The organism is Paenibacillus sp. sptzw28, assembly GCF_019550795.1.
Classification (GTDB): Bacteria; Bacillota; Bacilli; order Paenibacillales; family Paenibacillaceae; genus Paenibacillus_Z.
This window is the reverse complement of sequence record NZ_CP080545.1, coordinates 3,852,620-3,873,376: the sequence shown is the minus strand read 5'-3', so window position 1 is coordinate 3,873,376 and position 20,757 is coordinate 3,852,620. Positions and strand designations below refer to the sequence as shown.

The window sequence follows — 20,757 nt, the reverse complement described above, 5'->3', positions numbered from 1 at the left end:
GCTCCATTTAACGCTCCGCGAGCAGCCTGCGGCTGAATATTACGTTACCATTACCGGTCTCCGCCGTAATCGCTGCCTCCCACATACCTGCCATAAGCGGAACGGCATCGCCCTTGTAAACGCCTGGCGATATTTCCTTGAGATCGAATGAAGCGCTGCCGCAAACCATGCTCGGCATCGTAAGGCTCGCGCTAAGCTTAAAGCCCTCTGCGGGAGCCCCCTCACGATCCGTCAGCGTTACGGTAAACTCGTTGTGGTGCAGAGTTTTTGCAGGATATGCAGATACTTTCATCTCGGCTTTCAGCCCGTCGACCGTCTGGCTGACGACCGGCATAACTCCTTCCGCCGCTCCGGTCTGGGCGTGTATGACGCCAAGAACGGCGACCGCAGCCAATAAAGCTGTGGCACCGATGCCGGTCAGCTTCTTTTTGTGACCCATTATCCCTTCTCCCTCCTGTTTGATCGCGATTCAAGCCAAGCGAAGCTGGAAAACGCACTCTTTACTCGTATGCTAGACAGCTTGGCAAAATAACCCGGCATCCGTGTTGTTTTGTAGGAACTTCCTTTTGTTTCGGTATAGACAAGGTTGAAAAGAAAGTGATATATTTACAGGTGCACAATTGAATAGGGGTAGAAACAGGTGCCGACACAAAGCTGCCGTAACATTTCGCAGCCGCCCTCGGCTTAATAGGGAAGACCGGTGTAAAACCGGCACGGACCCGCCACTGTAAGAAGCGTCGACGCGCTAGCCAGGCTGAATCAAGCTGAAAGCCGTCCGACGACGCGCCAATCAAATGTCACTGATCGGATTGATCGTTCGGGAAGACGTTGGCTGCGTAAGCTTCAAGTCAGGAGACCTGCCTGTTTCGATAAACGCTACCTACGAGGACTTAGGGAGGTGTTGGGGATTGGCTAAGACACGGATTCGGAAACGAATTCCGCCTGACCGGCGAAACGTCTGCAAGCCGCTGTTCTTCGGAACTTGAGCATTTCTGACACTTATGTCGGAAATGCTTTTTTTGATGGAATGATTAGGGTACGGGTTCGTAACAAAGACAGAAATTATTACGTTATTGGGAGAGAATCGAAAACATGAACGCAAACAAAAAATATTCTTGGTTGAAACTGTCAATGATGTTCCTGCTGGCAGCAATGCTGCTGGTTACTGCTGCTTGCGGCAGTAAAAACAGCTCTGCGCCGGCTGCTGACACGAAATCAAACGTGGAGGAACCGGCTACGGCAGCCGGAAATCAGTCGGCGGATAAGACCGCCGCCAAGTCGGAAGGCGCGGCTCAAGCGACCGCCTACCCGATGACGGTGAAAGATGCGACAGGCACCGAGCTTACGTTTACTGAAGCTCCTCAGAGAATCGTCACGCTTGTTCCAAGCGAGACCGAGCTGCTCTATGCCATTGGCGCGGGGGAAGAGGTCGTTGGCGTGGACGATTTTTCCAACTATCCGCCGGAAGCGGCCTCCAAAGAGAAAATCGGCGGCATGGACGCCAATATTGAGAAAATCGTCAGCTTGAAGCCGGATCTGGTCCTTGGCTCCTCGAGCATGAACAAGCCCGTCATCGATAAGCTGCGCGCTTTGAAGCTGAACGTGTTTGCATCCGACCCGAAAACCTACGACGCGGTGATCGAGAAAATCACACAAGTCGGCGCTATTATGAACAAAGCGGAAAAAGCGGCAGAAGTGACCAAGCATATGATTGAAGTTCGCCAGCAGGTGACAGAGGCGGTGAAGGATGTGCCGAAGCCGAAGGTATATCTTGAATTCTCGCCGGGCTGGACCGTAGGTAAAGGAGAATTCCTTGACGAGCTGCTTACTATTGCGGGCGGCACGAATATTGCGGATAAAACGGGCTGGTATCAAATCGACCCCGAGCTGGTCGTGAAAGCCAACCCTGACATCATTGTCTATGCGTCGATGACGGTGAAGCAAGGCGAGAAAAATCCGATTCTGGCGGAAATTGAAAAACGTCCGGGCTGGGAAACAATCAGTGCCGTTAAAAATAAAAAGTTATTCGAAGTGGATCAGGATCCGCTTGTACGCGTCGGGCCGCGCCTTGCCGACGGGCTGCTGGAAGTAGCGAAAAAGCTGCACCCGGACCTCTTCAAATAAACGATGGTCAAATTGTACGTATTCGGAGGAGCAGCCATGCTCCTCCTTGTCGCATCTGCTGTCGTGAGCATGTCTATAGGATCGGCAGGACTTCCGCTTCGGGATGTATGGGGCATTCTCATTCACCAGCTGCCGTGGATGGATGGGGGAAAAGGACAATGGGATGATGGCGACATTGCTATCGTAACGCAGCTGCGCTTATCCCGTGTGCTGCTCGCCGTGCTGGTCGGCGCATGTCTGTCCCTTGCCGGAGCGGGATTCCAAGGCGTACTCCGCAACCCGCTTGCCGATCCGTTTACACTCGGCGTCGCTTCCGGCTGCTCAGTCGGCGCCGCTTTCCTTATTCTGTTCGGCTATCAGACGGTAATCGGAATATGGTCCGTGCCGCTTGTCGCTTTTATCACTGGAATCATCACGCTTGTAATCGTATTTGCTCTTTCCAGGGCACGGGGCGGGGTAAATGTCGAAACGCTGATATTATCGGGTGTAATCGTGCAGGCGTTCCTCGGGGCTTTCGTCTCATTCATGGTTTCCTTATCGCAGAGCGTTGTGAACGAAATCATGTTTTGGCTGATGGGCAGCTTGAGCGGGCGCAGCTGGGAGCATGTTCAGCTTATATTACCGTTCTTGCTGGTCGGCCTGCCGGTGCTCATCCGCTATTCGCAGCCGCTGAACCTGTTTTCATTCGGCGAGCGGCATGCGGCTTACATGGGTATCAATGTGGAACGGACAAAGATGATTGTGCTCATCGTTTCAACGCTGCTTACAGCCGTCGCGGTATCGATCTCCGGCGTAGTCGGGTTTGTCGGCCTTGTCGTGCCGCACCTGCTCCGTCTCATTGTAGGGCCGGATTACCGGATCATCATACCGCTGTCGGCAATAGGAGGCGGAATTTATCTCCTGTGGGCAGATACGATTGCGCGGACGGCGCTCAGCCCGAAGGAAATATCGCTTGGAATCGTGACGGCACTCATCGGAGCGCCATTCTTCGCTTACTTGCTTTATCGGCGCAAAGTGCAGCAAGGGGGGGCCTCCTATGATTGAAGCCCGCAGCCTGGAGAAGGCGGTTGGCGAGCGGACCATTTTGAAACACTTGTCGTTTACGATGGAAGCGGGATTGATGTATGGGATAATCGGTCCGAACGGAGTCGGCAAGTCGACGCTTCTTCGGCTTATATCCGGCGTTGAAACGCCATCGGGAGGCAGTATTCTGCTTGAAGGACGTGAAGCCGGCGAGTATCGCCGCAAGGAACTGGCCAAGTGGCTGGCCGTGCTGCAGCAGGGAGGTTTGGTTTCAGTCGGATTTACAGTTCGTGAAGTCGTGACCATGGGCCGGTTTCCGTTCCAGAATTGGATGGGCGAAGAGAAAAAGGACAATTCATCCCTTATTGACGGAGCGCTTGCAGCTATGGGACTTACGGAGCTGCAGCACCGGCGGCTTGAACAGCTGAGCGGAGGCGAGAGACAGCGGGCGGCGCTGGCGAAAGTAATGGTGCAGGAGCCGAGGCTGCTGCTCCTCGACGAGCCTACCACATATCTGGACATCGGCTATCAGGTGCAGCTGCTGGATACAGTGAAAAACTGGCAGAGGGAGCAGGGTATGACAGTCGTTGCCGTTCTGCATGATTTGAATTTGGCGGCGCAGTACTGCGACAAGCTGCTGGTGCTGAGCGAAGGATGCGTGGAAGCTTTCGGGGTACCTTCCGCTGTAATAGAAACGGATTTGATACGCCGGGTTTACGGTGCCAAAACGGTAGTGCTGCCGCATCCGGAAACAGGTGTTCCGCAGCTGCTGCTGCTTCCGGGTCAGCCCCCGGCCGAACTGGATGGAAAGGGGATAACCAAGTGAGTGAAGAAGCGTTAGCCAAGATTATTGCAGGAATTAGGCCCCTTAACAGAGAGGCCGTTGAAGCGGCCGAGCGGCATCTTGACTCGTTGACGAAGCCGCCGGGCAGTCTCGGCAAGCTTGAAGCGATAGCAATGCAGCTTGCAGGCATTACCGGAGAACCGGCTGCGGACCTCTCACAGCGCGCAGTTATCGTCATGGCAGGCGACCATGGCGTATGCGAGGAAGGCGTCAGCGCTTTTCCCGCTGAAGTAACGGCACAAATGGTGAACAATTTTCTGGAGGGCGGGGCGGCGGTCAATGTGCTTGCCAGACAGGCAGGCGCGCTCGTCTGCTGTGTCGACATCGGGGTGAATGCCGATTTCGACCATCCGCTGCTTATGAGCCGCAAGATCAGGAGAGGCACCGCGAACATGACCCGGCAGGCGGCTATGACCCGCGAGGAAGCGGTGTCCGCAATTCTTGCAGGTGTTGAGCTGGTCGAGCAGCTAGCAGAACGGGGTTATCGGATGTTTGCTACGGGCGAGATGGGCATCGGAAATACGACTGCCAGCTCTGCGCTATGTGCTGTGCTGGGGGGAATAGCAGTCGATGACGCTGTAGGCCTCGGCACCGGCATTGATGAGCAGCGAAGGCTTCATAAGGTGGATGTCGTTCGCCGGGCAATCGAGCTGAATGCTCCCGACCCGAAGGATCCGCTGGACACGCTTGCCAAAGTCGGGGGACTTGAAATTGCCGGATTAGTGGGCGTAATACTTGGCGCCGCAGTAAACCGCTGCCCGGTCGTCATCGACGGCTTCATCTCCTCTTCCGCCGCACTTGCCGCTTCTTTAATCGCGCCGCAGGCTGTACCGTATATGATCGGCTCGCATTTATCCCGTGAGCAGGGGCACCTCAAGCTGCTCGCGCGCATCGGACTGTCGCCGATGATTCATCTGGACATGCGGCTTGGAGAGGGTACAGGCGCTGTACTAAGCTTTCACTTTGTCGACGCCGCGCTAAGTATTATGCGCGAAATGGCAACATTCGAGAGCGCAGGCATATCGCGCGGTTAGTGTTGAATGAAGCATTATTGCTGCATAACGGCCAGCTTGGAGGGGATGAATCAAATGGCGGTCTTTATTACAGGCGGGGCACGCAGCGGGAAAAGCGACTTTGCGGAGCGTTATGCTATGCGGCTCTCATCGAAGGGAATTTACATTGCAACGGCGCAAAGCTGGGACAATGAAATGACCGCAAGGATTCAAAGGCATCAGACAGCGCGCGAGTCAGCCGGCTTCGCATGGCGTACGATTGAAGAACCTCTGGCGCTTGCCGAAACGATAAGACAGCTCGAGAACGAAACGGCCGGCCTGGAGGAGCGGCCCGCCGTGCTGATCGATTGTCTGACGCTCTGGCTGACCAACCAGATGCTTCAACTTGAGCCGCACGGAGATCAGGCGGCTGCCGGTATAACGGACGAACCAACGCTGGAAAGACCGAAAGGCCAACAACACGATCTTGACGCGGTTACGGACGAGCTGGTTAACGCTGTTGCGTCCTATAGCGGCCCGCTTCTGTTGGTAACGAACGAGGTGGGCAGCGGCATCGTGCCGGCGTATCCGCTCGGCCGCCGTTTCCGTGACGAGGCGGGACGCATGAACCGAAGACTGGCCGCCATCTGCGGGCAGGCTTTTCTGGTGGTGGCCGGCTTCCCGCTGGATTTGAAGGCGCATGCCTTCATGCTGGAGGACCGGTGATATGCTCTTCTATTCGCTGCCGGAGTCGCTTATGCTCGCTGCGGCGGCTCTCGCAATCGATTGGGTCGTCGGGGATCCGAAATGGCCAACGCACCCGGTTATCATGATCGGCCGTTTCATCAGGTACCTTGAGCGCCGGCTGTACCCGGAAGGGGTGGAGATGAAGTCTGGTACGCTTAAGCGGAGGGGAATCGTCTTGACGCTGGCGACTACTTTGCTATCGCTTGCTTTACTCTGGTTAATGACGACAATCGCCGCACTCATTCATCCATGGCTCGGATATGCCGTGTCCGCCTGGTTTATTTCCACCACAATGGCTGTGAAAGGGCTTAAGGATGCCGCAATGCTCGTCTACAGGCCGCTGGCTGCCGGAGATCTCGGGCAAGCACGGAAGTACGTCGGATATATCGTAAGCAGAGATACGGCGGCAATGAATGAGAAGGACGCGGCGCGGGCGGCGGTAGAGACGGTTGCGGAAAACACCGTCGACGCATTCGTTTCGCCTTTTTTGTTTGCCTTAATCGGCGGCGCTCCGCTTGCGATGTTATACAGAGCTGCAAACACGCTGGACTCGATGGTCGGATACCGCAGCGACCGGTATGTTCATTTCGGCTGGGCTTCCGCACGGTTCGACGACGTGCTTAACTATATCCCGGCACGCATAAGCGGGATGCTTCTCGCGCTCGCCGCGCTAATCTCACCCGGTCAGTCCGCCGTCCGGGCGGTAAAAGCAATAGCGGTGTTTGCGGGCCGTCATCCGAGTCCAAACAGCGGTATTCCCGAATCGGCGGTAGCGGGCGCTCTTGGTATTGAGCTTGGCGGCCGCAATGTTTATTTCGGCCGCGTCAGCGAGCGGGCCTGTCTCGGTTGGCCGCTAAGACCGCTTGCTGCGATAGATATAGTCATGGCCATCAGGCTGCTTTATATAGTCAGTATAATCGTATTCGCGGGAGTGGTCGGCTTATGGTTTTACGTTCGGTAAGAGAGCAGCTGCAGGCGGCGGGCGCCGCATTGCAGCTCATGACCCGGTTACCCGTTCCGGTACAAATTCCGTTCAAGCCGCTGATCCTTGCGCGAAGCGTCGTCTATTATCCGCTTGTCGGCGCGATCATCGGATTAATAGCAGCCGGTGCGGGATGGCTCCTATCGCTGGCCGTGCCGCCACTGCCTGCGGTAGTCATCGTGTTGATTGTTTGGACAGGCTTGAGCGGGGCGCTGCACTTGGACGGTCTGATGGATACCGCGGACGGGGTGCTCAGCCACCGGCCACGCGAGCGGATGCTAGAAATCATGAAGGACAGCCGCGTCGGCGCTATGGGGGTTATGGCTGCCGTTTTTCTACTTCTGTTGAAATTCGCCGTGCTTGCCACCTTGTTCGAGCGGCAGAACTGGCCTTCTTTGATGCCGGTTATTGCCGCCGCCTGCGCCTGGAGCAGACTGTGGATTGTTTGCTCAATGGCTTGGTGGCCTTTTGCCAGACCGAAGGAAGGTCTTGCTTCGATGTTTGCCGGGGTTCGGGCTCGTCATGCGGGTATGGCGCTGGCAATGCAAGCTCTTGTTGTAATCGTGCTTGGGCTCGCTTTCGGGCAATTATGGTCAGACCTATGGCTGTGGGCTCTTGTTCAGGCAGCCGTGACGCTGTTGAGCGGTATGGTGCTGTCCCGGTGGTTGAACCGTAAATTAGGCGGTTTGACCGGCGATACCTATGGGGCCATGAACGAAATAATTGAAACGCTGCTGCTGTTTGCCGCGCTTTGGCATGTACGCTGAATTCATTTTTATACAAGGGGGGGCTTCCGTTATGCTGGAGCGTTTCGGCCACGGCGGGGACTTGTTGACCGCCCAGGAATTGTTCGGCATTGAAGCCGGCCGGTTTGCCGATTTCAGCGCAAATATGAACCCGTTCGGGCCGCCGGCCTGCGTAGCTCAGCTGCTTGTCAGCTATGCCGGAACGATAGGACGATACCCCGATCCGGCGGTAAGGGGGCTGCGCCGCAGTCTTGCGCTGCATCATGAGGTTGACGAGAGCTGCATTCTGATCGGAAACGGAGCGGCGGAGCTCATCGATTTAACGCTGCGGGCGCTTAAGCCCGCTGTTACCGTGCTTGCCGTTCCTTGCTTTGCAGAATACGGTGATGCGGCAAGGAAATGCGGCTCTAAGGTGAGGACAATATCGCTTTTGCCGGAGGAGCGGTTTCATTTGCCGTTGGAACGGGTTACGGAAATGCTCGGATCGCTGCGGAATGAGGGGCTCGTGGAAGGGGAAGCGCTGTGGTTTTTCGGTTCTCCGGGCAACCCCACCGGTGCGCTTATCGACCCGGATGCAGTGAGACTGCTGCTCAAGGAAGGCGAGAGGGTAGCGGTCGATGAGGCGTTTATGGATTTTGTTCCGGAAGCGGGGAAGTTTAGCCTGCTAACGGAAGCGGCGAACCATGAACGGCTGTATGTACTGCGCTCGATGACGAAATTTTATGCGATTCCCGGCATTCGACTCGGCTATATGTGCGCTTCGCCCGGATCAATTGCAGCGCTTAAGGAGCTGCAGGTGCCATGGAGCGTCAATTCTCTTGCACAGCAAATCGGTGAGGCCGTGCTTGACGAAGGAGAATATCGCGGGAAGACGCTGAGCTGGCTGGCGGAGGAGCGCCCTTGGCTGGCCCGCCAATTGAGCTCGCTTGGGCTCGCTGTCTTTGAGGGAGCTGCTAATTACATCCTCTTTTCCATACCGGAGGAATCAGGCTGGACCTCGCAATCGCTCCAACGCTCGCTTGGGCAGCGCGGAATTCTGATACGGGACGCATCCCTTTTCGACGGACTTGACGGCACGTTCTGCCGCATTGCCGTTCGATTTCGCGAAGAGCATTTGAGGCTGCTGCATGAGCTGCAAGCGTTATTTTCGGATAAAGGCAAGGAAGCCTCCGGGAGGAGAGAATCATAAATTGGGGTCAGGCAGGGGAGGCGCTGAAAAATCATGAACAATGGGAATAATAAGCCGCTCGCACGGACCATAATGGTGCAGGGAACCGCTTCAGATGTGGGGAAAAGTATATTGACGGCGGCGTTTTGCCGGATTTTCAAAGAAGACGGCTGCTCGGTTGCGCCGTTCAAATCGCAAAATATGTCGCTCAATTCATATGTCACCTGGGACGGAAAAGAAATCGGCAGAGCGCAGGGGATGCAGGCCGATGCTTGCGGCATTCTGGCAACGACCGATATGAACCCGATACTGTTAAAGCCCAAGAAGGACATGGTTTCCCAGGTCGTCGTTCACGGCAAACCGCTCGGAGACTTCGCAGCGCGCGTCTATCGCGAGCAGGTTCTCGCGGAGGCGGCTGCCATCGTCCGGCAATCGCTGCAAACGCTGCGTGAGAATTATGACATTGTTGTTCTGGAAGGCGCCGGAAGTCCGGCGGAAATCAACCTGAAGGACCGGGACATCGTCAACATGAGGGCGGCGGACTGGGCTGAGGCTCCCGTAGTGCTTGTCGCCGACATAGACCGGGGCGGCATGTTTGCATCCATCGTTGGAACTCTTGAACTGCTGGAACCGGAGGAGCGGGACCGTGTCTGCGGATTTATCGTCAATAAATTCCGCGGCGATGTATCCCTGCTGCAGCCGGGGCTCGATTGGCTGGAGGCCAAGACCGGCAAGCCTGTTCTGGGCGTCGTTCCTTATCTTCCCGATCTCGGCCTCGAGGACGAGGATTCGCTGTCGCTTGACAGCTCGAGCCAAAGCCGGGGATCGGCTGAAATCTCCGGGTCGACGCAGGAAAATACACTCGATATCGCGGTGCTGAGGCTGCCGCATATATCGAATTTTACCGATATCGATCCGCTTCGCTTCGAGCCGGATGTGCGGCTGCGTTTTATCACGGGCAAGCAGCAGTGGGGCAGCCCCGACGCAGTCATTATTCCCGGCAGCAAAAACACGGTCGACGATCTGCTTTTCCTGCGTGAAAACGGACTGGCCGATTGCTTGGAGCGGCACATCCAAGGGGGCGGTCATACCGTCGGCATTTGCGGCGGCTATGAAATGTTCGGCGAGCGTCTGCTCGATCCGCTTCATACGGAGTCCGACAAGGATGAAACGCCGGGCTTCGGCTGGTTTCCGTTTGATGTTACGTTCGCGGCGGAGAAGCGGACGGAGCGGGCCTGCGGCGATGCGCAAATTCCGGGGCTGGACGGAGTCTATACAGTTGAAGGATTTGAAATACATATGGGTGAGGTGCATTGGCGTGAAGAATTAACGCACTCACGTGTTGAGTCGGCGCCATGCCGTCCTTTTCGCCTGCGAGACATGAGACAGGACAGGGAAGAGCTTGAAGGAAGCGGGGGGGTTCGAGAAGGCAGCAATGGAGATGGCAGAGGGAGCGGTCTCATCGCCGATGGCTGCGCATCCGCTGACGGGCGGGTATGGGGGACATTCCTCCATGGCATTCTGCATAATGACGATTTCCGCCGGGCGTGGCTCAACCGGATGCGAGTCGAACGCGGATTGGAGCCGCTGCCGGCAGGCGTCCGGGTTCATGAGCGCCGCGAAGAAGCGTTTCGCAGGCTTGCCGAGCATGTTCGCACATACGTCGACATGGACCGCATCGGGCATTTTATGGGAATGAACAATATGGAGGCGAAACGGTAATGGCCCAACCCTTCCGCCGCGGGGGCTGCAGAGTATACTTATCCTCTGTTTGGCAGGGGATAAGTATTTGCCATTATGAGGACCGGATTGTCATCAAGAGCGCCGAACCGCTTGAATCTCTCAGCAGCGCCGTGTATGGCGGGGGCGTTGCCATCGCCGACCGATTTGTGAATTGGAAGGTGCCGCTGAGCTACAACTGCTCCGACCCAGTCCACGATATTAGGGCTATGCTGAATCGGTGGGGGTATTCCCAGCTTGCGACAGTGGGACTTATGACCGCGGCAAAATTGACCCATGCTTCGGTCGCAGAAGCAGAGGGAGACCGTTTCTCCATCGTATGCTGTACGACGGCCGGAATCGGTAATGCCGCACGGGCGGGAACCGTCCGCCCTGTTTTTTCCGCTTACAGCGCGGGTACCATTAACAGCATCCTGTTAATCGACGGAAGAGTGACCTCCTCAGCCATGGTCAATGCAGTCATTACGGCCACTGAAGCGAAGACCGCGGCGCTCTCCGATCTCGGCATTATCGATCCTTATAATCACTTGGCTGCGACCGGTACGACGACAGACACGTTCGTCATTGCAGCGAATCAGTCTGAAAAATACGGCGGGGTGCATGCATACGCCGGTTCTGCCACAACACTCGGTAATATGATCGGCAGAATCGTTTATGAGACGGTCCATGAAGCGGTTTCCACGCACATATCATCCGAATAACCGCTGAAGCAGTCCATCCGTGACGGGGATGGATTCCTTCGGAATGCGGCCGAGATCATAAACACCGCCCTGCTGCAGAAGCAAGGATAGATCATTCTCTGCTCCGCCAGTTTCTGCAGTGCATCAAGGTACAGCTTTAGCCGCTGGCTATGCACATATGGAGCCAGAGGTCCTCCGACATCCGGTCCCTCGTCCCAATCGAGACCAAGCCACCGTAAATCCTCGAGAGTCTGTGCCGCAGGTTCCGGACAGGCCCTCTGCTTATCCAAGTCCTCATTCGCAAAAAGAAGAGACCGCCTTGGCTGCGGGCCTGAAGCCAAGCGAGCAATTGGGTCCTGGCATTGCCGATATGCATGAATCCTGACGGTGTGGGGGCGAATCGTCCTCTCATATAACAAGGCCTCCTCCAGCAGAAAAAAGAGCAGGGGGTTGAAGCTCCTGCTCGAAGGTTTATGTGTCGTTTCTATGAGAAATGGCGGAGCTGACGGGATTCGGACCCGCGGTCTCCTGCGTGACAGGCAGGCATGTTAGGCCTCTACACCGCAGCTCCGCGTTTAAGACAAGCAGTATCACAACACGATACATTCACGGCCGCAAACTATTTTTCAGTCCACTCTTCTTTGACGCGGAAAGTGAGGAATACCTATAATAGAAGGTATGAGTGTTCATAGGGAATTGAAGAGAGGAACATTAGAAATGGATAATCAGCATAAGTGGTCTGATGCGTCGGGGCTGCCGATTGACGCCCTGCTGCCTGAGCTGTTGGCTCGATTGTCGGATGGGTCGGCTGCAGTCCTCATTGCCGCTCCGGGCGCCGGCAAGACGACTCGTGTGCCGCTCGCTCTTCTGAATGCGCAATGGCTGAAAGGTCAGCGAATCGTCATGCTGGAGCCTCGCCGTCTGGCGGCAAGGGCGGCGGCTCGTTATATGGCCGCTTCGCTTGGCGAAGAGGTCGGGGAAACCGTGGGATACCGGGTGCGGATGGATACGAAGGTCGGACCGAAGACTCGTATCGAGGTGATTACCGAGGGCGTATTGACCCGCATGCTCCAGTCGGATGCGGCGCTGGATGGCGTTGGGATCGTTATATTTGATGAATTCCATGAGCGTCACCTGCACTCGGACCTTGGACTTGCCTTGTGTCTTCAGACGCAATCGGTGCTGCGTGGCGATCTGCGGCTGCTCGTGATGTCAGCAACGCTCGAAGCGGAGCCAACATCCTCGCTGCTTGGCGGTGCGCCCGTCCTTATCAGCGAAGGACAGGCTTTCCCGGTGGAGACGCACTATGCGCCGAAGCGTGCGGACGGACGGACCCAGGAAGCGGTGGCACGGGCCGTTGCCGACGCGGTCCGGCGCCACGAGGGCGATGTACTTGTATTTCTGCCCGGTGCGGGTGAAATCCGCCGCGTCCAAGGGCTTCTCGGCGCAGCCGGGCTAGGCGGCGGGGTTCGGATCATGCCGCTATTCGGCAGCATGCCGCCGGAGGCGCAGGACCGGGCAATTGCGGAAGCCCCGCCTGGCGAGCGCAAAATCGTGCTTGCGACTTCACTCGCCGAGTCGAGCGTAACCGTGAGGGGCGTCCGCATTGTCATCGACAGCGGGCTTAGCCGTGTGCCTCGCTTCTCACCCCGCACCGGAATGGCGCGGCTCGAGACGGTGCCGGTGTCGGTCGCATCCGCCGACCAGCGGAGGGGCCGCGCAGGAAGGGAAGCTCCAGGCGTATGCTACCGGCTGTGGACTGAGCAGGAGCATCGGCAGCTGCAGCCGCAGAGCGATCCGGAGCTGCTTGGAGCGGATCTGTCCCCTCTGGCGCTTGAACTGGCCGTGTGGGGCATAACCGATCCGGCGGAGCTGGCCTGGCTGGATCAGCCGCCGGCCGCCGCATATACGCAGGCACTTGAACTGCTGCGGGCACTTGGCGCGCTGGATGAGAAGGGCAGACCGACGGCTCACGGCAAGGCGATGACAGCGCTCGGGATGCATCCGCGTCTGGCGCATATGGTGCTGGAAGCGGACAAGCTCGGGCATGGCGGCACCGCATGCGAGCTGGCGGCGCTGCTCAGCGACCGCGACCCGCTGCGCGGCAGCCGCAGCATTGATATGCGGCTGCGGCTCGACGCGCTTCACGGCCGGCCGGCGGGCGCAATTGACGATGCGACCCGCCGGCGGATTGCCGCCGAAGCGAAGGAATGGATGCGCGCGGCCGGCATCAAGCCGAGCGCATCATCCGCCGGCCAAAGCGCTCCAAGCGGCGGGTCGGATATTACAGGCATCCTGCTCGCGCTTGCTTATCCCGAGCGGATCGCCCAGCGGCGCGGCGACGGCAGATTCCTGCTGCGCAGCGGGCGCGGAGCGGTCGTACCCGAGCTCCAGCCTTTGTCCGGCGCCCCGTATTTGGCGGCAGCCGAGCTGGAGGACAGCGGGTCGGACAGCCGGATACAGCTGGCCGCACCGCTCAGTCTGTCTGAGCTCGAGCAGTTGATGGGCGATCAAATCAAGGTTGAATCGGAGGTTAAGTGGGACCGTTCAGCTGAAGCGGTTCGGGCCAGGCGGAAGCTGCGGCTCGGCGCGCTCGTACTGAAGGAGGGTCAGCTTGCGGACGCCGACCCGGCATTGGTGGCTGAAGCACTCATGACGGGGATTGCCGAGCTTGGGCTGGACATTCTTCCATGGACGCGGCAAGCGAGGCAGCTTCAATCGCGCATTGAACTGATGCGTTCGTACAATCCGGCATGGCCGGACGTTTCGGACGAGACATTAGCCAAGAGGCTCCCGGAATGGCTGGTCCCGTATATCGGCGGCATGCGCAGCCGTACCGACCTGGGCCGGCTTAACATGGGCTCTATTGTCGAGTCCATGCTCAGCTGGCAGGAACGGCAGCAGCTGGACCGGGAAGTGCCGACACACCTCGCTGTGCCGAGCGGTTCGCGAATACCGGTCGACTATAGCGATCCGGCTGCCCCGGTGCTTGCCGTGCGGCTGCAGGAGCTGTTCGGCTGGCGGGAAACGCCGAGAATCGCGGGTGGAAAGCTGCCGGTAACCATTCATCTGCTCTCGCCGGCTCAACGTCCGGTACAGGTGACGAAGGATTTGGCGAGCTTTTGGCAGAATGCTTATTTCGAAGTGAAGAAGGACTTGAAGGGCCGCTATCCAAAGCATTATTGGCCCGATAATCCGCTTGAGGCGATTCCGACAAATCGGACGAAGCCGCGAATGTAATAACATTGGGTCATTATCCTGTTTGGGTGGAGGTTTATTGTGATTGCGATTATTGCTTATCTTGTTATTATCAACATCGCGGCGTTTGCCATGATGGGCGACGACAAAGCCCGAGCAGCCCGCCGCAACGGGCGGACGCGCCGTATTCCCGAACGGCGTCTGCTCGGTGTCAGCGCGCTTGGCGGGTCGCTCGGCGGCTGGCTGGCGATGAGGGTTTTCCGTCATAAAACGAAGCATGCCGCCTTCGCGTTCGGACTTCCGGTTATGGCCGTGATCCATGCGGTTCTTGCAGTGGCTTTGTTTCGCTATCTCCTCGAGGCCTAAATGCGAGCCCAAAGGCGATGGAAGAGATTGACTGCCGCCGCTTCTTATGCTATATTATTCACTCGCGCTGTCAACCGAGCCGCGAATGATCGAGTCTAACGGTTGCAGTAACTGACAACCGAGCCGCGAATCATCGCGCCTAACGGTTGCAGTTACTGACAACCGAGCCGCCAAATACCCGCAGTCGACCTTAATCGATAATCCCGTCCAAGCCGCATGAGAATGCGGCTTTCGCCTGCTGTATATGCATGTGCAGGGCGGTGGAAACGACGGCAAGTGAAAAGCGGACTTGCGTTCTAAAGTGCATGCTTCCCGGCATTCCGCCCAAGCGGGCGGAGCTTAAGAGAGAAGTTGTGCGCATCAAACAGAGGGAGGTAACTGACATGTCTGTTCAAAGTGCCTTTCAAGACGAAGCGGAGCGGATCGATAATGTGCTAGGGCACATTCGAAACCAGCTGCGCGCAATAGGCCCCCGTTATACCGGGGATGATTTCACGGAGCAGATGCTCGACCTGCAGAACGAGCAGCGGAGGCAGCGGCTGGAGGTAGCGTACAAGGAGCCTTATTTTGGCCGCATTGATTTCCAGGAGCCGTCGCAGCTGTCTCCAAGGCCGCTTTACATCGGTAAAGCCGGGGTTGCGCATGAGTCCACAAACGAGCTGCTCGTTATCGATTGGCGCGCACCGGTGGCAAGTCTCTTCTATGCATTCAGCGGAGGCGATGCGCCGGTTGCTTATGAGTCGCCGGATGGCGAAGTCGAAGGAACAATCCACCTGAAGCGCAACCTCATGGTACGCAATGGAAAGCTGGAACGCGTCGTCGACAGCTTTGTGCGGGGGCAGGAGGAGGAATCCGTTACCGACGAGTTCTTGCTTTACCGGCTAGGCGAGAGCAAGGATAATCGTCTGCGGGATATCGTTTCGACCATTCAACAAGAGCAGGACCGGATCATACGTACGGAGAAAAATAAAGCGGTATTCATTCAAGGGGTAGCCGGAAGCGGGAAAACGACAGTAGCGCTTCACCGGCTGGCTTATTTGCTGTATCGGTACGCGGACCGGATCCGTGCCGAACGGATGGTTATTTTTGCGCCGAACCGGATGTTCCTGGATTATATTTCCGGAGTGCTGCCTGAACTCGGCGTCGGAGACATTGTGCAGACGACTTATGCCGAGTGGGCGCTTGAGCGGCTTCAAAAAGAGGTCCGTCTCGATGAGGCATCGGATACGATGGCATACTGGTTCGAGCAGCCGCGCAGCAGGGAAGAGATGGAACGGGCGCCGGGGCGGATTAAGGGCAGCATGCAGTTTAAGCAAGCTGTCGACTTGAAGCTGGAGCAGCTGGAAGCTTCGCTCCTGCCTCAGCAGCCCTTCGAGCCGATTGAGGGCTTAGTGCTCCTGCCGGTGGCGATCCGGGAATGGCTGATCACCGATTACAGCGGCGAGCCCTTTATGAAACGGCGCGAGCGGCTGGTCAGCAGGCTTAAGCGGTGGCTGGAATCGGAGTGGAAGGCGCGGCGCTACACCGACCGGAAATTAAAAAGCAAAGCGAACGCCAAACTGAACGCCTATTGCAAAAAGATCCCGTCCTTCACGGCGGCGCAGCTGTATAGTTCGCTTCTCAGCGACGAGGCAGCCGCACATATGGTGCCGGGCGGCATAAGGTCGGCTACGGTTAAAGGGCTGAAGCAAAACAAAGTCCAGCCGGAGGATTTGGCGCCGCTTGTCTATATCCAGCTGCGTCTATATGGGCTTGATCAGCCGGTATATGACCATATCGTCATCGACGAGGCGCAGGATTACTCGCCTTTTCAGCTGGAATCGCTCAAGCTGTGCCAGCGCGGTTCGTCCATGACGGTGCTTGGCGATTTGCAGCAGGGGATTCACGGTTATACCGGGATCAACAGCTGGATTGAAATGACCGCATTGTTCGATGTAGGGGAGAGCGGGTACTTCGAGCTAGACCGAAGCTACCGTTCAACAATGGAAATCATTGATTTCGCCAACCGTGTTCTTGGTACAATGGGAGAAGGCGTTAAACCGGCCGTCCCGGTCTTCCGCAGCGGAGAGCCGGTTGACGTGGAAGAGGCGGCATCGAATTCCGACCGGTTAGAGCGGATCGTCCGGACGATTCGTGATTGGCAGAACGCCGGCAGCTACAGAACGATCGCCGTTCTGGGACGCACCGCAAAATCCTGTCAGGAAATCGCCGGGCGGCTTGCGACGGAAGGACTGGAAGCGGTTCTCATCCAAAGCAAGCAGGAAGCGTACGGAGGCGGCCTAACGGTCGTCCCCGCATATTTAGCCAAAGGGCTGGAATTTGACGCCGTTCTGATTGCCGATGCAGACAGCCACAGCTTCGGCGGGAACGATGCAAAGCTGTTATACGTCGGCTGCACCCGCGCCCTGCATAAGCTGAAGCTCCTTTATAACGGCACGATAACGCAGCTTTTGGCTGCTTCGACAGACGCTCATTCATAGATGCTTACCCCGCCGCAAGGCGGGTTTTTTGTTATTTGTGCATCCCCGGGTAAAGATAATCGTACTTACAGATACGGACAGATAGAAGGGAATGTAGCGATGATGGAATCAAGAGAGGAGCTTCAATCGGCTTTGGCCGATATCGTGAAGTGGGAGCGGCAGCAGAAGGATATATGGTTTTGGGAAAAGCTCGGCCGCATCCCGTTCATGCTGCTGGATAAGCTGACTCCGCGTTTTCTTCAGGAAAAGATCGGTCAAGCCGTTGATGAAATCGGCAGCTTCCTGCAATCAGGCGGGCGCTATTTGCTCGCTGAAGGCGAGGTGCTCCGCAAGCTGGGAGCGGCATCGCCCGAAGAGGCGGCGGGAAGGCCGCTCGCCGTGATGAATAAAGCGGCTGAGGAGCTGTCGCACAGCCGGGCGGCATTTGCCACCGTGCAGGGTGCAACGACCGGCTTCGGCGGGATTTTCACACTGGCAATCGATATACCGGCGCTGCTCGGACTATCGCTTAAGCTTATACAAGAGGTGGCTCTCAGCTACGGGTACGACCCGAGAAAGAAGGAAGAGCGCATATTCGTCATCAAATGTCTGCAGTTCGCTTCCTCCGACATTGTGGGCAAGAAGGCTGTCCTTGAGCAGCTTGCATTGTTCGGCAAGCCGGAATCGCAAGGTCAGATGGCTTCCCAGCTGCAGGGCTGGAGGGAAGTTGTGGCCGTCTATCGCGACAACTTCGGGTGGAAGAAGCTGTTCCAGCTCGTGCCGGTAGCAGGCATGCTGTTCGGTGCTTTCATTAACCGAAGCACGCTTCAGGATGCAGCGGAAGCGGCGACAATGCTGTACCGCAAGCGCCGTGTATTGGAGCGGCTCGCGCAGCTGGAGCAGCAAAACATATAAGCATTTGAATCTCAATCAGCCGGCTATTAACGGGGAGGTGACGAGGAATGAAGAACGAATATCATCCTATACAATCGCCAAAATTGCAGCAGCAGCTGCAGCACCCCGGTTACCGCTACCGCGAATATGCTCCATGCGAAAGCCTGGCAGCGCATGTCGCTTGTTATTGGACGTTGGACTTTGATGCAAACAACGGGAATCAAATGCATCGGATCATACCGGATGGCTGCGTGGATATTATTGTTGACCTCCGGTCACCCTCCTGCTGGAAAGCCGCTTTTGTTGAGGGGTTGATGACTCAGTTTGAAGTTCTAAGTCTTTCCCAAGCCCAGTCTTTGTTCGGTATCCGCTTTTTTTCGGAATCGGCGCGCTCCATATTACAATATCCGGTCTCTGCATTTATGGGACAGCATGTTTTTTTGGAAGATATATGGGGAGCTGGAGCGCTGCTTATGGTTGAAGAAATTTTATCGGCTGATACAGTCTCCGAAATTATTGAAATCATTGAGCATAAGCTCAAACATTTATTATCTGTATATGAGGCTCAGTCCAATTCTTTGTTACATGCGGGTATCAAATATATGTACACCTTTAAGGGGAGTATTTCAACAACGGATCTGGCGGAAAAGCTTAGTTTCAGTGAACGGCATATAAGAAAAACCTTTACTCGTGAGCTCGGTTTGAGTCCAAAGGAAATGCTGGGAATTATCCGGTTTCAAAGCATGCTGCAGGAGATTTACAGCGGCACTCACTTGAGCTTTTCGGACATTGCGGTAAAATACGGCTACTATGACCAACCGCATTTCATAAAAAGCTTCAAGCGATATTACGGTATACTGCCCAAACAATTATCAAAAACGGACTGAGAAAGTCCGTTTTTTACTATTTTGACAGCAATGAAAGGAGTATTGTATTGATTGACTCCAGTACAAAGGGGGCATTCAATGCCAGTATCCAAGACTGCATCCGGGCCGAGTGAAGCTGATATAAGGCGAATTGTGCCTTGGCTGCTCTATGTCATTTTTTTCTCCGTTCTGAATGAAACGGTATTCAACGTATCTACGCCGAGCATCTCTGAGCAGTTTCATTTGCTACCGTCTCAGGTAAGCTGGGTAGTCACCATTTTTATCCTTTTTTTTGGAATCGGATCGATTGTGTTTGGGAAGCTTAGCGATTTGTTCAGCCCTAAGCACCTTATTGTGATTGGAATCGCGGTATATGCTGCCGGTTCCGTTCTCGGTTTTATTTTTCATGACAAATACGTCATGGTTATTCTCTTTCGTGCCGTTCAGGGACTCGGGGCTTCAGCCATCCCTGCAATAAACAACACAATCATCACTCGTTATTTTACGGCTGCAGGACGTCCGAAAATGTTCGGTTTGGTTACCTCGGCCTTTTCTTGCGGGGTTGCGGTTGGACCGGTACTCGGTGGAAACATTACAAGCCGTGTTCATTGGGCATATTTATTTCTTATTCCGGTCTTTACGCTTGCTGCCATCCCATATTTCCTGAAATTTCTCCCTGGCGAGGAGAGGAAAAAAGGGAAATTTGATTTGCTTGGCGCTGTTCTTGCGAGTTTGGCGGTTACTGGACTGATGTTGTTTTTAACGCAATTGAACCCTTTGTATTTATTGGGTAGTCTCGCAGCGGGCGCTTGGTTTTCAATTCATATTCGGGCACATCCGTATCCGTTTCTCCATACTGCGCTCTTTAAAGACCCATTGTACAGAATCGGTGTCACAACCGGTTTTCTTATGTTCAGCGCGATTATGACGATGATGTTTCTGCTGCCGCTGCTGCTGTCTCAATTATATGCTTTAGATGCCGGGACGATAGGAGCGGTCATGTTTCCCGGTGCGGTCAGTGCGGCATTTGGCGGAAAAATAGCCGGAGATATCATGGTGAAAAAAGGGGCCGGTTATGTTACGTTTATGGGACTCTGTTTGATCGCTCTTGGATTTTCGCTAATTTGGATAAGCGTAGATCAATGGGTATGGTGGATCGCGGCGGCCTTTGCGGTTATGAATCTGGGGTATGCTTTTTCACAAACGTCAATAACCGAAAGCGTATCCTCGACTCTTCGGGGCAATCAGATTGGAATCGGCATGGGGTTGTTTAGCTTAGGAATGTTTATTGCTCAAGCGCTGGGCACAGCTGTGGCGGCAAAATTGCTGGATAGTTCCATGATTGCATTTCCGCTTCACCCGTTCGTAATGGGTACACAGTCTCTGTCGTACGTTAATTTAACGCTTTTAATGATCCTGGTTATATTATACAGTGTTTTTATGTACTTCTTATTTTCGCGGCGTACAAGTCGAACATCTATTAAAGGAGCTGAGAGTCATGGGGATTAAACTCGATATGATCGGGATAATTGTGAAAGACATGAAAAGGTCTTTGGACTTCTATCGGATACTGGGATTGGAAATACCGGAGAGCGCCAACGACGATATTCATGTCGAGGCTCAGCAAAGCGGTTTCCGACTGGCCTTTGACACACAAGAAACGATTAAAGATGTTTATGGCAGTTGGGACGAGCCCGTCGGCCATCGTATTGAGCTTGCATTTCTGTGTGAGAGCCGCGAGGCAGTGGACGAGCTGTTCAGGAAAATAACGGAGAATGGATACAACGGGCACCGCGAGCCGTGGGATGCTTTCTGGGGCCAGCGCTACGCGATCGTGCAGGACGCTGATGGCAATTTAATCAGTCTCTTCGCTTAGCCCTTTCTTTAAATCCGGGTGTCCCGGTACTTGTTTAACTGCAAAAGGCCGG

At 55.7% G+C, this 20,757-nt stretch carries 18 protein-coding genes, 1 tRNA gene, 1 pseudogene and 1 riboswitch; of the genes and pseudogenes, 17 read left to right on the top strand and 3 right to left on the bottom strand.

Annotated elements, in window-relative coordinates:
* Positions 1 to 7: 7 nt before the first annotated feature.
* The gene (locus tag KZ483_RS17565) at positions 8 to 439 is read right to left on the bottom strand and encodes a FixH family protein (protein WP_220348785.1); all 432 of its coding nucleotides are present in this window, start codon (positions 437 to 439) and stop codon (positions 8 to 10) included.
* A gap of 182 nt (positions 440 to 621) precedes the next feature.
* A riboswitch (cobalamin riboswitch) is annotated at positions 622 to 880 on the top strand.
* 212 nt (positions 881 to 1,092) lie between these two features.
* Between KZ483_RS17565 and KZ483_RS17560 the strand changes: the two genes are divergently transcribed.
* Genes KZ483_RS17560 through KZ483_RS17520 form a run of 10 tightly spaced genes read left to right on the top strand, consistent with a single transcriptional unit; the run spans position 1,093 to position 11,067 of the window.
* Entirely contained in the window at positions 1,093 to 2,124 is a 1,032-nt protein-coding gene (locus KZ483_RS17560; RefSeq protein ID WP_220348784.1) for an ABC transporter substrate-binding protein, read from the top strand.
* Between the two features lie 3 nt (positions 2,125 to 2,127).
* Positions 2,128 to 3,168: a FecCD family ABC transporter permease gene (locus tag KZ483_RS17555; protein WP_258881310.1), complete on the top strand. Its 1,041-nt coding sequence runs from the start codon at positions 2,128 to 2,130 to the stop codon at positions 3,166 to 3,168.
* Positions 3,161 to 3,973 (top strand): heme ABC transporter ATP-binding protein, encoded by an 813-nt coding sequence (locus tag KZ483_RS17550; protein WP_220348783.1) that lies wholly within the window; start codon positions 3,161 to 3,163, stop codon positions 3,971 to 3,973. The genes KZ483_RS17555 and KZ483_RS17550 overlap by 8 nt, the downstream gene beginning before the upstream one ends.
* Complete coding sequence (gene cobT, locus KZ483_RS17545; RefSeq protein WP_220348782.1) at positions 3,970 to 5,025, top strand: nicotinate-nucleotide--dimethylbenzimidazole phosphoribosyltransferase; 1,056 nt, start codon at positions 3,970 to 3,972, stop codon at positions 5,023 to 5,025. The genes KZ483_RS17550 and cobT overlap by 4 nt, the downstream gene beginning before the upstream one ends.
* Before the next feature lie 54 nt (positions 5,026 to 5,079).
* Positions 5,080 to 5,709 carry a bifunctional adenosylcobinamide kinase/adenosylcobinamide-phosphate guanylyltransferase gene (gene cobU / locus KZ483_RS17540; protein ID WP_220348780.1) on the top strand — a complete coding sequence of 210 codons (630 nt, stop codon included), beginning with the start codon at positions 5,080 to 5,082 and terminating at the stop codon, positions 5,707 to 5,709.
* 1 nt (position 5,710) lies between these two features.
* Positions 5,711 to 6,691: an adenosylcobinamide-phosphate synthase CbiB gene (gene cbiB, locus KZ483_RS17535; protein WP_220348779.1), complete on the top strand. Its 981-nt coding sequence runs from the start codon at positions 5,711 to 5,713 to the stop codon at positions 6,689 to 6,691.
* Positions 6,673 to 7,479, top strand: a complete 807-nt coding sequence (cobS, locus tag KZ483_RS17530; RefSeq protein ID WP_220348778.1) for an adenosylcobinamide-GDP ribazoletransferase — start codon at positions 6,673 to 6,675, stop codon at positions 7,477 to 7,479. The genes cbiB and cobS overlap by 19 nt, the downstream gene beginning before the upstream one ends.
* A gap of 31 nt (positions 7,480 to 7,510) precedes the next feature.
* Complete coding sequence (locus KZ483_RS28680) at positions 7,511 to 8,647, top strand: pyridoxal phosphate-dependent aminotransferase (protein WP_258881309.1); 1,137 nt, start codon at positions 7,511 to 7,513, stop codon at positions 8,645 to 8,647.
* 33 nt (positions 8,648 to 8,680) lie between these two features.
* Positions 8,681 to 10,348, top strand: coding sequence for a cobyric acid synthase (locus tag KZ483_RS28675; protein ID WP_258881308.1), 1,668 nt, complete (start codon positions 8,681 to 8,683; stop codon positions 10,346 to 10,348).
* Positions 10,348 to 11,067: an adenosylcobinamide amidohydrolase gene (locus KZ483_RS17520; protein ID WP_220348777.1), complete on the top strand. Its 720-nt coding sequence runs from the start codon at positions 10,348 to 10,350 to the stop codon at positions 11,065 to 11,067. The genes KZ483_RS28675 and KZ483_RS17520 overlap by 1 nt, the downstream gene beginning before the upstream one ends.
* Here KZ483_RS17520 and KZ483_RS17515 read toward each other — a convergent pair.
* Positions 11,019 to 11,422: pseudogene (locus tag KZ483_RS17515) on the bottom strand (glutamate--tRNA ligase family protein). The gene KZ483_RS17520 and the pseudogene KZ483_RS17515 overlap by 49 nt on opposite strands.
* Before the next feature lie 118 nt (positions 11,423 to 11,540).
* Positions 11,541 to 11,617, bottom strand: a tRNA-Asp gene (locus tag KZ483_RS17510).
* 146 nt (positions 11,618 to 11,763) lie between these two features.
* Between KZ483_RS17510 and hrpB the strand changes: the two genes are divergently transcribed.
* The 7 genes from hrpB (at position 11,764) to KZ483_RS17475 (ending at position 20,705) form a co-directional block, all read left to right on the top strand.
* Entirely contained in the window at positions 11,764 to 14,286 is a 2,523-nt protein-coding gene (hrpB, locus tag KZ483_RS17505) for an ATP-dependent helicase HrpB (RefSeq protein WP_220348776.1), read from the top strand.
* Positions 14,287 to 14,325: 39 nt separating this feature from the next.
* Positions 14,326 to 14,610, top strand: coding sequence for a DUF1294 domain-containing protein (locus KZ483_RS17500; RefSeq protein ID WP_220348775.1), 285 nt, complete (start codon positions 14,326 to 14,328; stop codon positions 14,608 to 14,610).
* Between the two features lie 383 nt (positions 14,611 to 14,993).
* Entirely contained in the window at positions 14,994 to 17,090 is a 2,097-nt protein-coding gene (locus KZ483_RS17495) for a HelD family protein (protein WP_220348774.1), read from the top strand.
* A 102-nt stretch (positions 17,091 to 17,192) separates the two neighbouring features.
* The gene (locus tag KZ483_RS17490) at positions 17,193 to 17,984 is read left to right on the top strand and encodes an EcsC family protein (protein ID WP_220353510.1); all 792 of its coding nucleotides are present in this window, start codon (positions 17,193 to 17,195) and stop codon (positions 17,982 to 17,984) included.
* 47 nt (positions 17,985 to 18,031) lie between these two features.
* Positions 18,032 to 18,850, top strand: coding sequence for a helix-turn-helix transcriptional regulator (locus KZ483_RS17485; RefSeq protein WP_220348772.1), 819 nt, complete (start codon positions 18,032 to 18,034; stop codon positions 18,848 to 18,850).
* A gap of 78 nt (positions 18,851 to 18,928) precedes the next feature.
* Positions 18,929 to 20,338: an MFS transporter gene (locus KZ483_RS17480; RefSeq protein ID WP_220348771.1), complete on the top strand. Its 1,410-nt coding sequence runs from the start codon at positions 18,929 to 18,931 to the stop codon at positions 20,336 to 20,338.
* Positions 20,328 to 20,705, top strand: coding sequence for a VOC family protein (locus KZ483_RS17475; RefSeq protein ID WP_220348769.1), 378 nt, complete (start codon positions 20,328 to 20,330; stop codon positions 20,703 to 20,705). The genes KZ483_RS17480 and KZ483_RS17475 overlap by 11 nt, the downstream gene beginning before the upstream one ends.
* The last annotated feature ends 52 nt before the right edge of the window (positions 20,706 to 20,757 follow it).

Excerpts from the sequence above, each read along its gene's own strand:
- KZ483_RS17565 (WP_220348785.1), bottom strand. The coding sequence starts at position 439 with ATGGGTCACAAAAAGAAGCTGACCGGCATCGGTGCCACAGCTTTATTG.
- KZ483_RS17560 (WP_220348784.1), top strand. The coding sequence starts at position 1,093 with ATGAACGCAAACAAAAAATATTCTTGGTTGAAACTGTCAATGATGTTC.
- KZ483_RS17555 (WP_258881310.1), top strand. The coding sequence starts at position 2,128 with ATGGTCAAATTGTACGTATTCGGAGGAGCAGCCATGCTCCTCCTTGTC.
- KZ483_RS17550 (WP_220348783.1), top strand. The coding sequence starts at position 3,161 with ATGATTGAAGCCCGCAGCCTGGAGAAGGCGGTTGGCGAGCGGACCATT.
- cobU (WP_220348780.1), top strand. The coding sequence starts at position 5,080 with ATGGCGGTCTTTATTACAGGCGGGGCACGCAGCGGGAAAAGCGACTTT.
- cbiB (WP_220348779.1), top strand. The coding sequence starts at position 5,711 with ATGCTCTTCTATTCGCTGCCGGAGTCGCTTATGCTCGCTGCGGCGGCT.
- cobS (WP_220348778.1), top strand. The coding sequence starts at position 6,673 with ATGGTTTTACGTTCGGTAAGAGAGCAGCTGCAGGCGGCGGGCGCCGCA.
- KZ483_RS28680 (WP_258881309.1), top strand. The coding sequence starts at position 7,511 with ATGCTGGAGCGTTTCGGCCACGGCGGGGACTTGTTGACCGCCCAGGAA.
- KZ483_RS28675 (WP_258881308.1), top strand. The coding sequence starts at position 8,681 with ATGAACAATGGGAATAATAAGCCGCTCGCACGGACCATAATGGTGCAG.
- KZ483_RS17520 (WP_220348777.1), top strand. The coding sequence starts at position 10,348 with ATGGCCCAACCCTTCCGCCGCGGGGGCTGCAGAGTATACTTATCCTCT.
- hrpB (WP_220348776.1), top strand. The coding sequence starts at position 11,764 with ATGGATAATCAGCATAAGTGGTCTGATGCGTCGGGGCTGCCGATTGAC.
- KZ483_RS17495 (WP_220348774.1), top strand. The coding sequence starts at position 14,994 with ATGTCTGTTCAAAGTGCCTTTCAAGACGAAGCGGAGCGGATCGATAAT.
- KZ483_RS17490 (WP_220353510.1), top strand. The coding sequence starts at position 17,193 with ATGGAATCAAGAGAGGAGCTTCAATCGGCTTTGGCCGATATCGTGAAG.
- KZ483_RS17485 (WP_220348772.1), top strand. The coding sequence starts at position 18,032 with ATGAAGAACGAATATCATCCTATACAATCGCCAAAATTGCAGCAGCAG.
- KZ483_RS17480 (WP_220348771.1), top strand. The coding sequence starts at position 18,929 with ATGCCAGTATCCAAGACTGCATCCGGGCCGAGTGAAGCTGATATAAGG.
- KZ483_RS17475 (WP_220348769.1), top strand. The coding sequence starts at position 20,328 with ATGGGGATTAAACTCGATATGATCGGGATAATTGTGAAAGACATGAAA.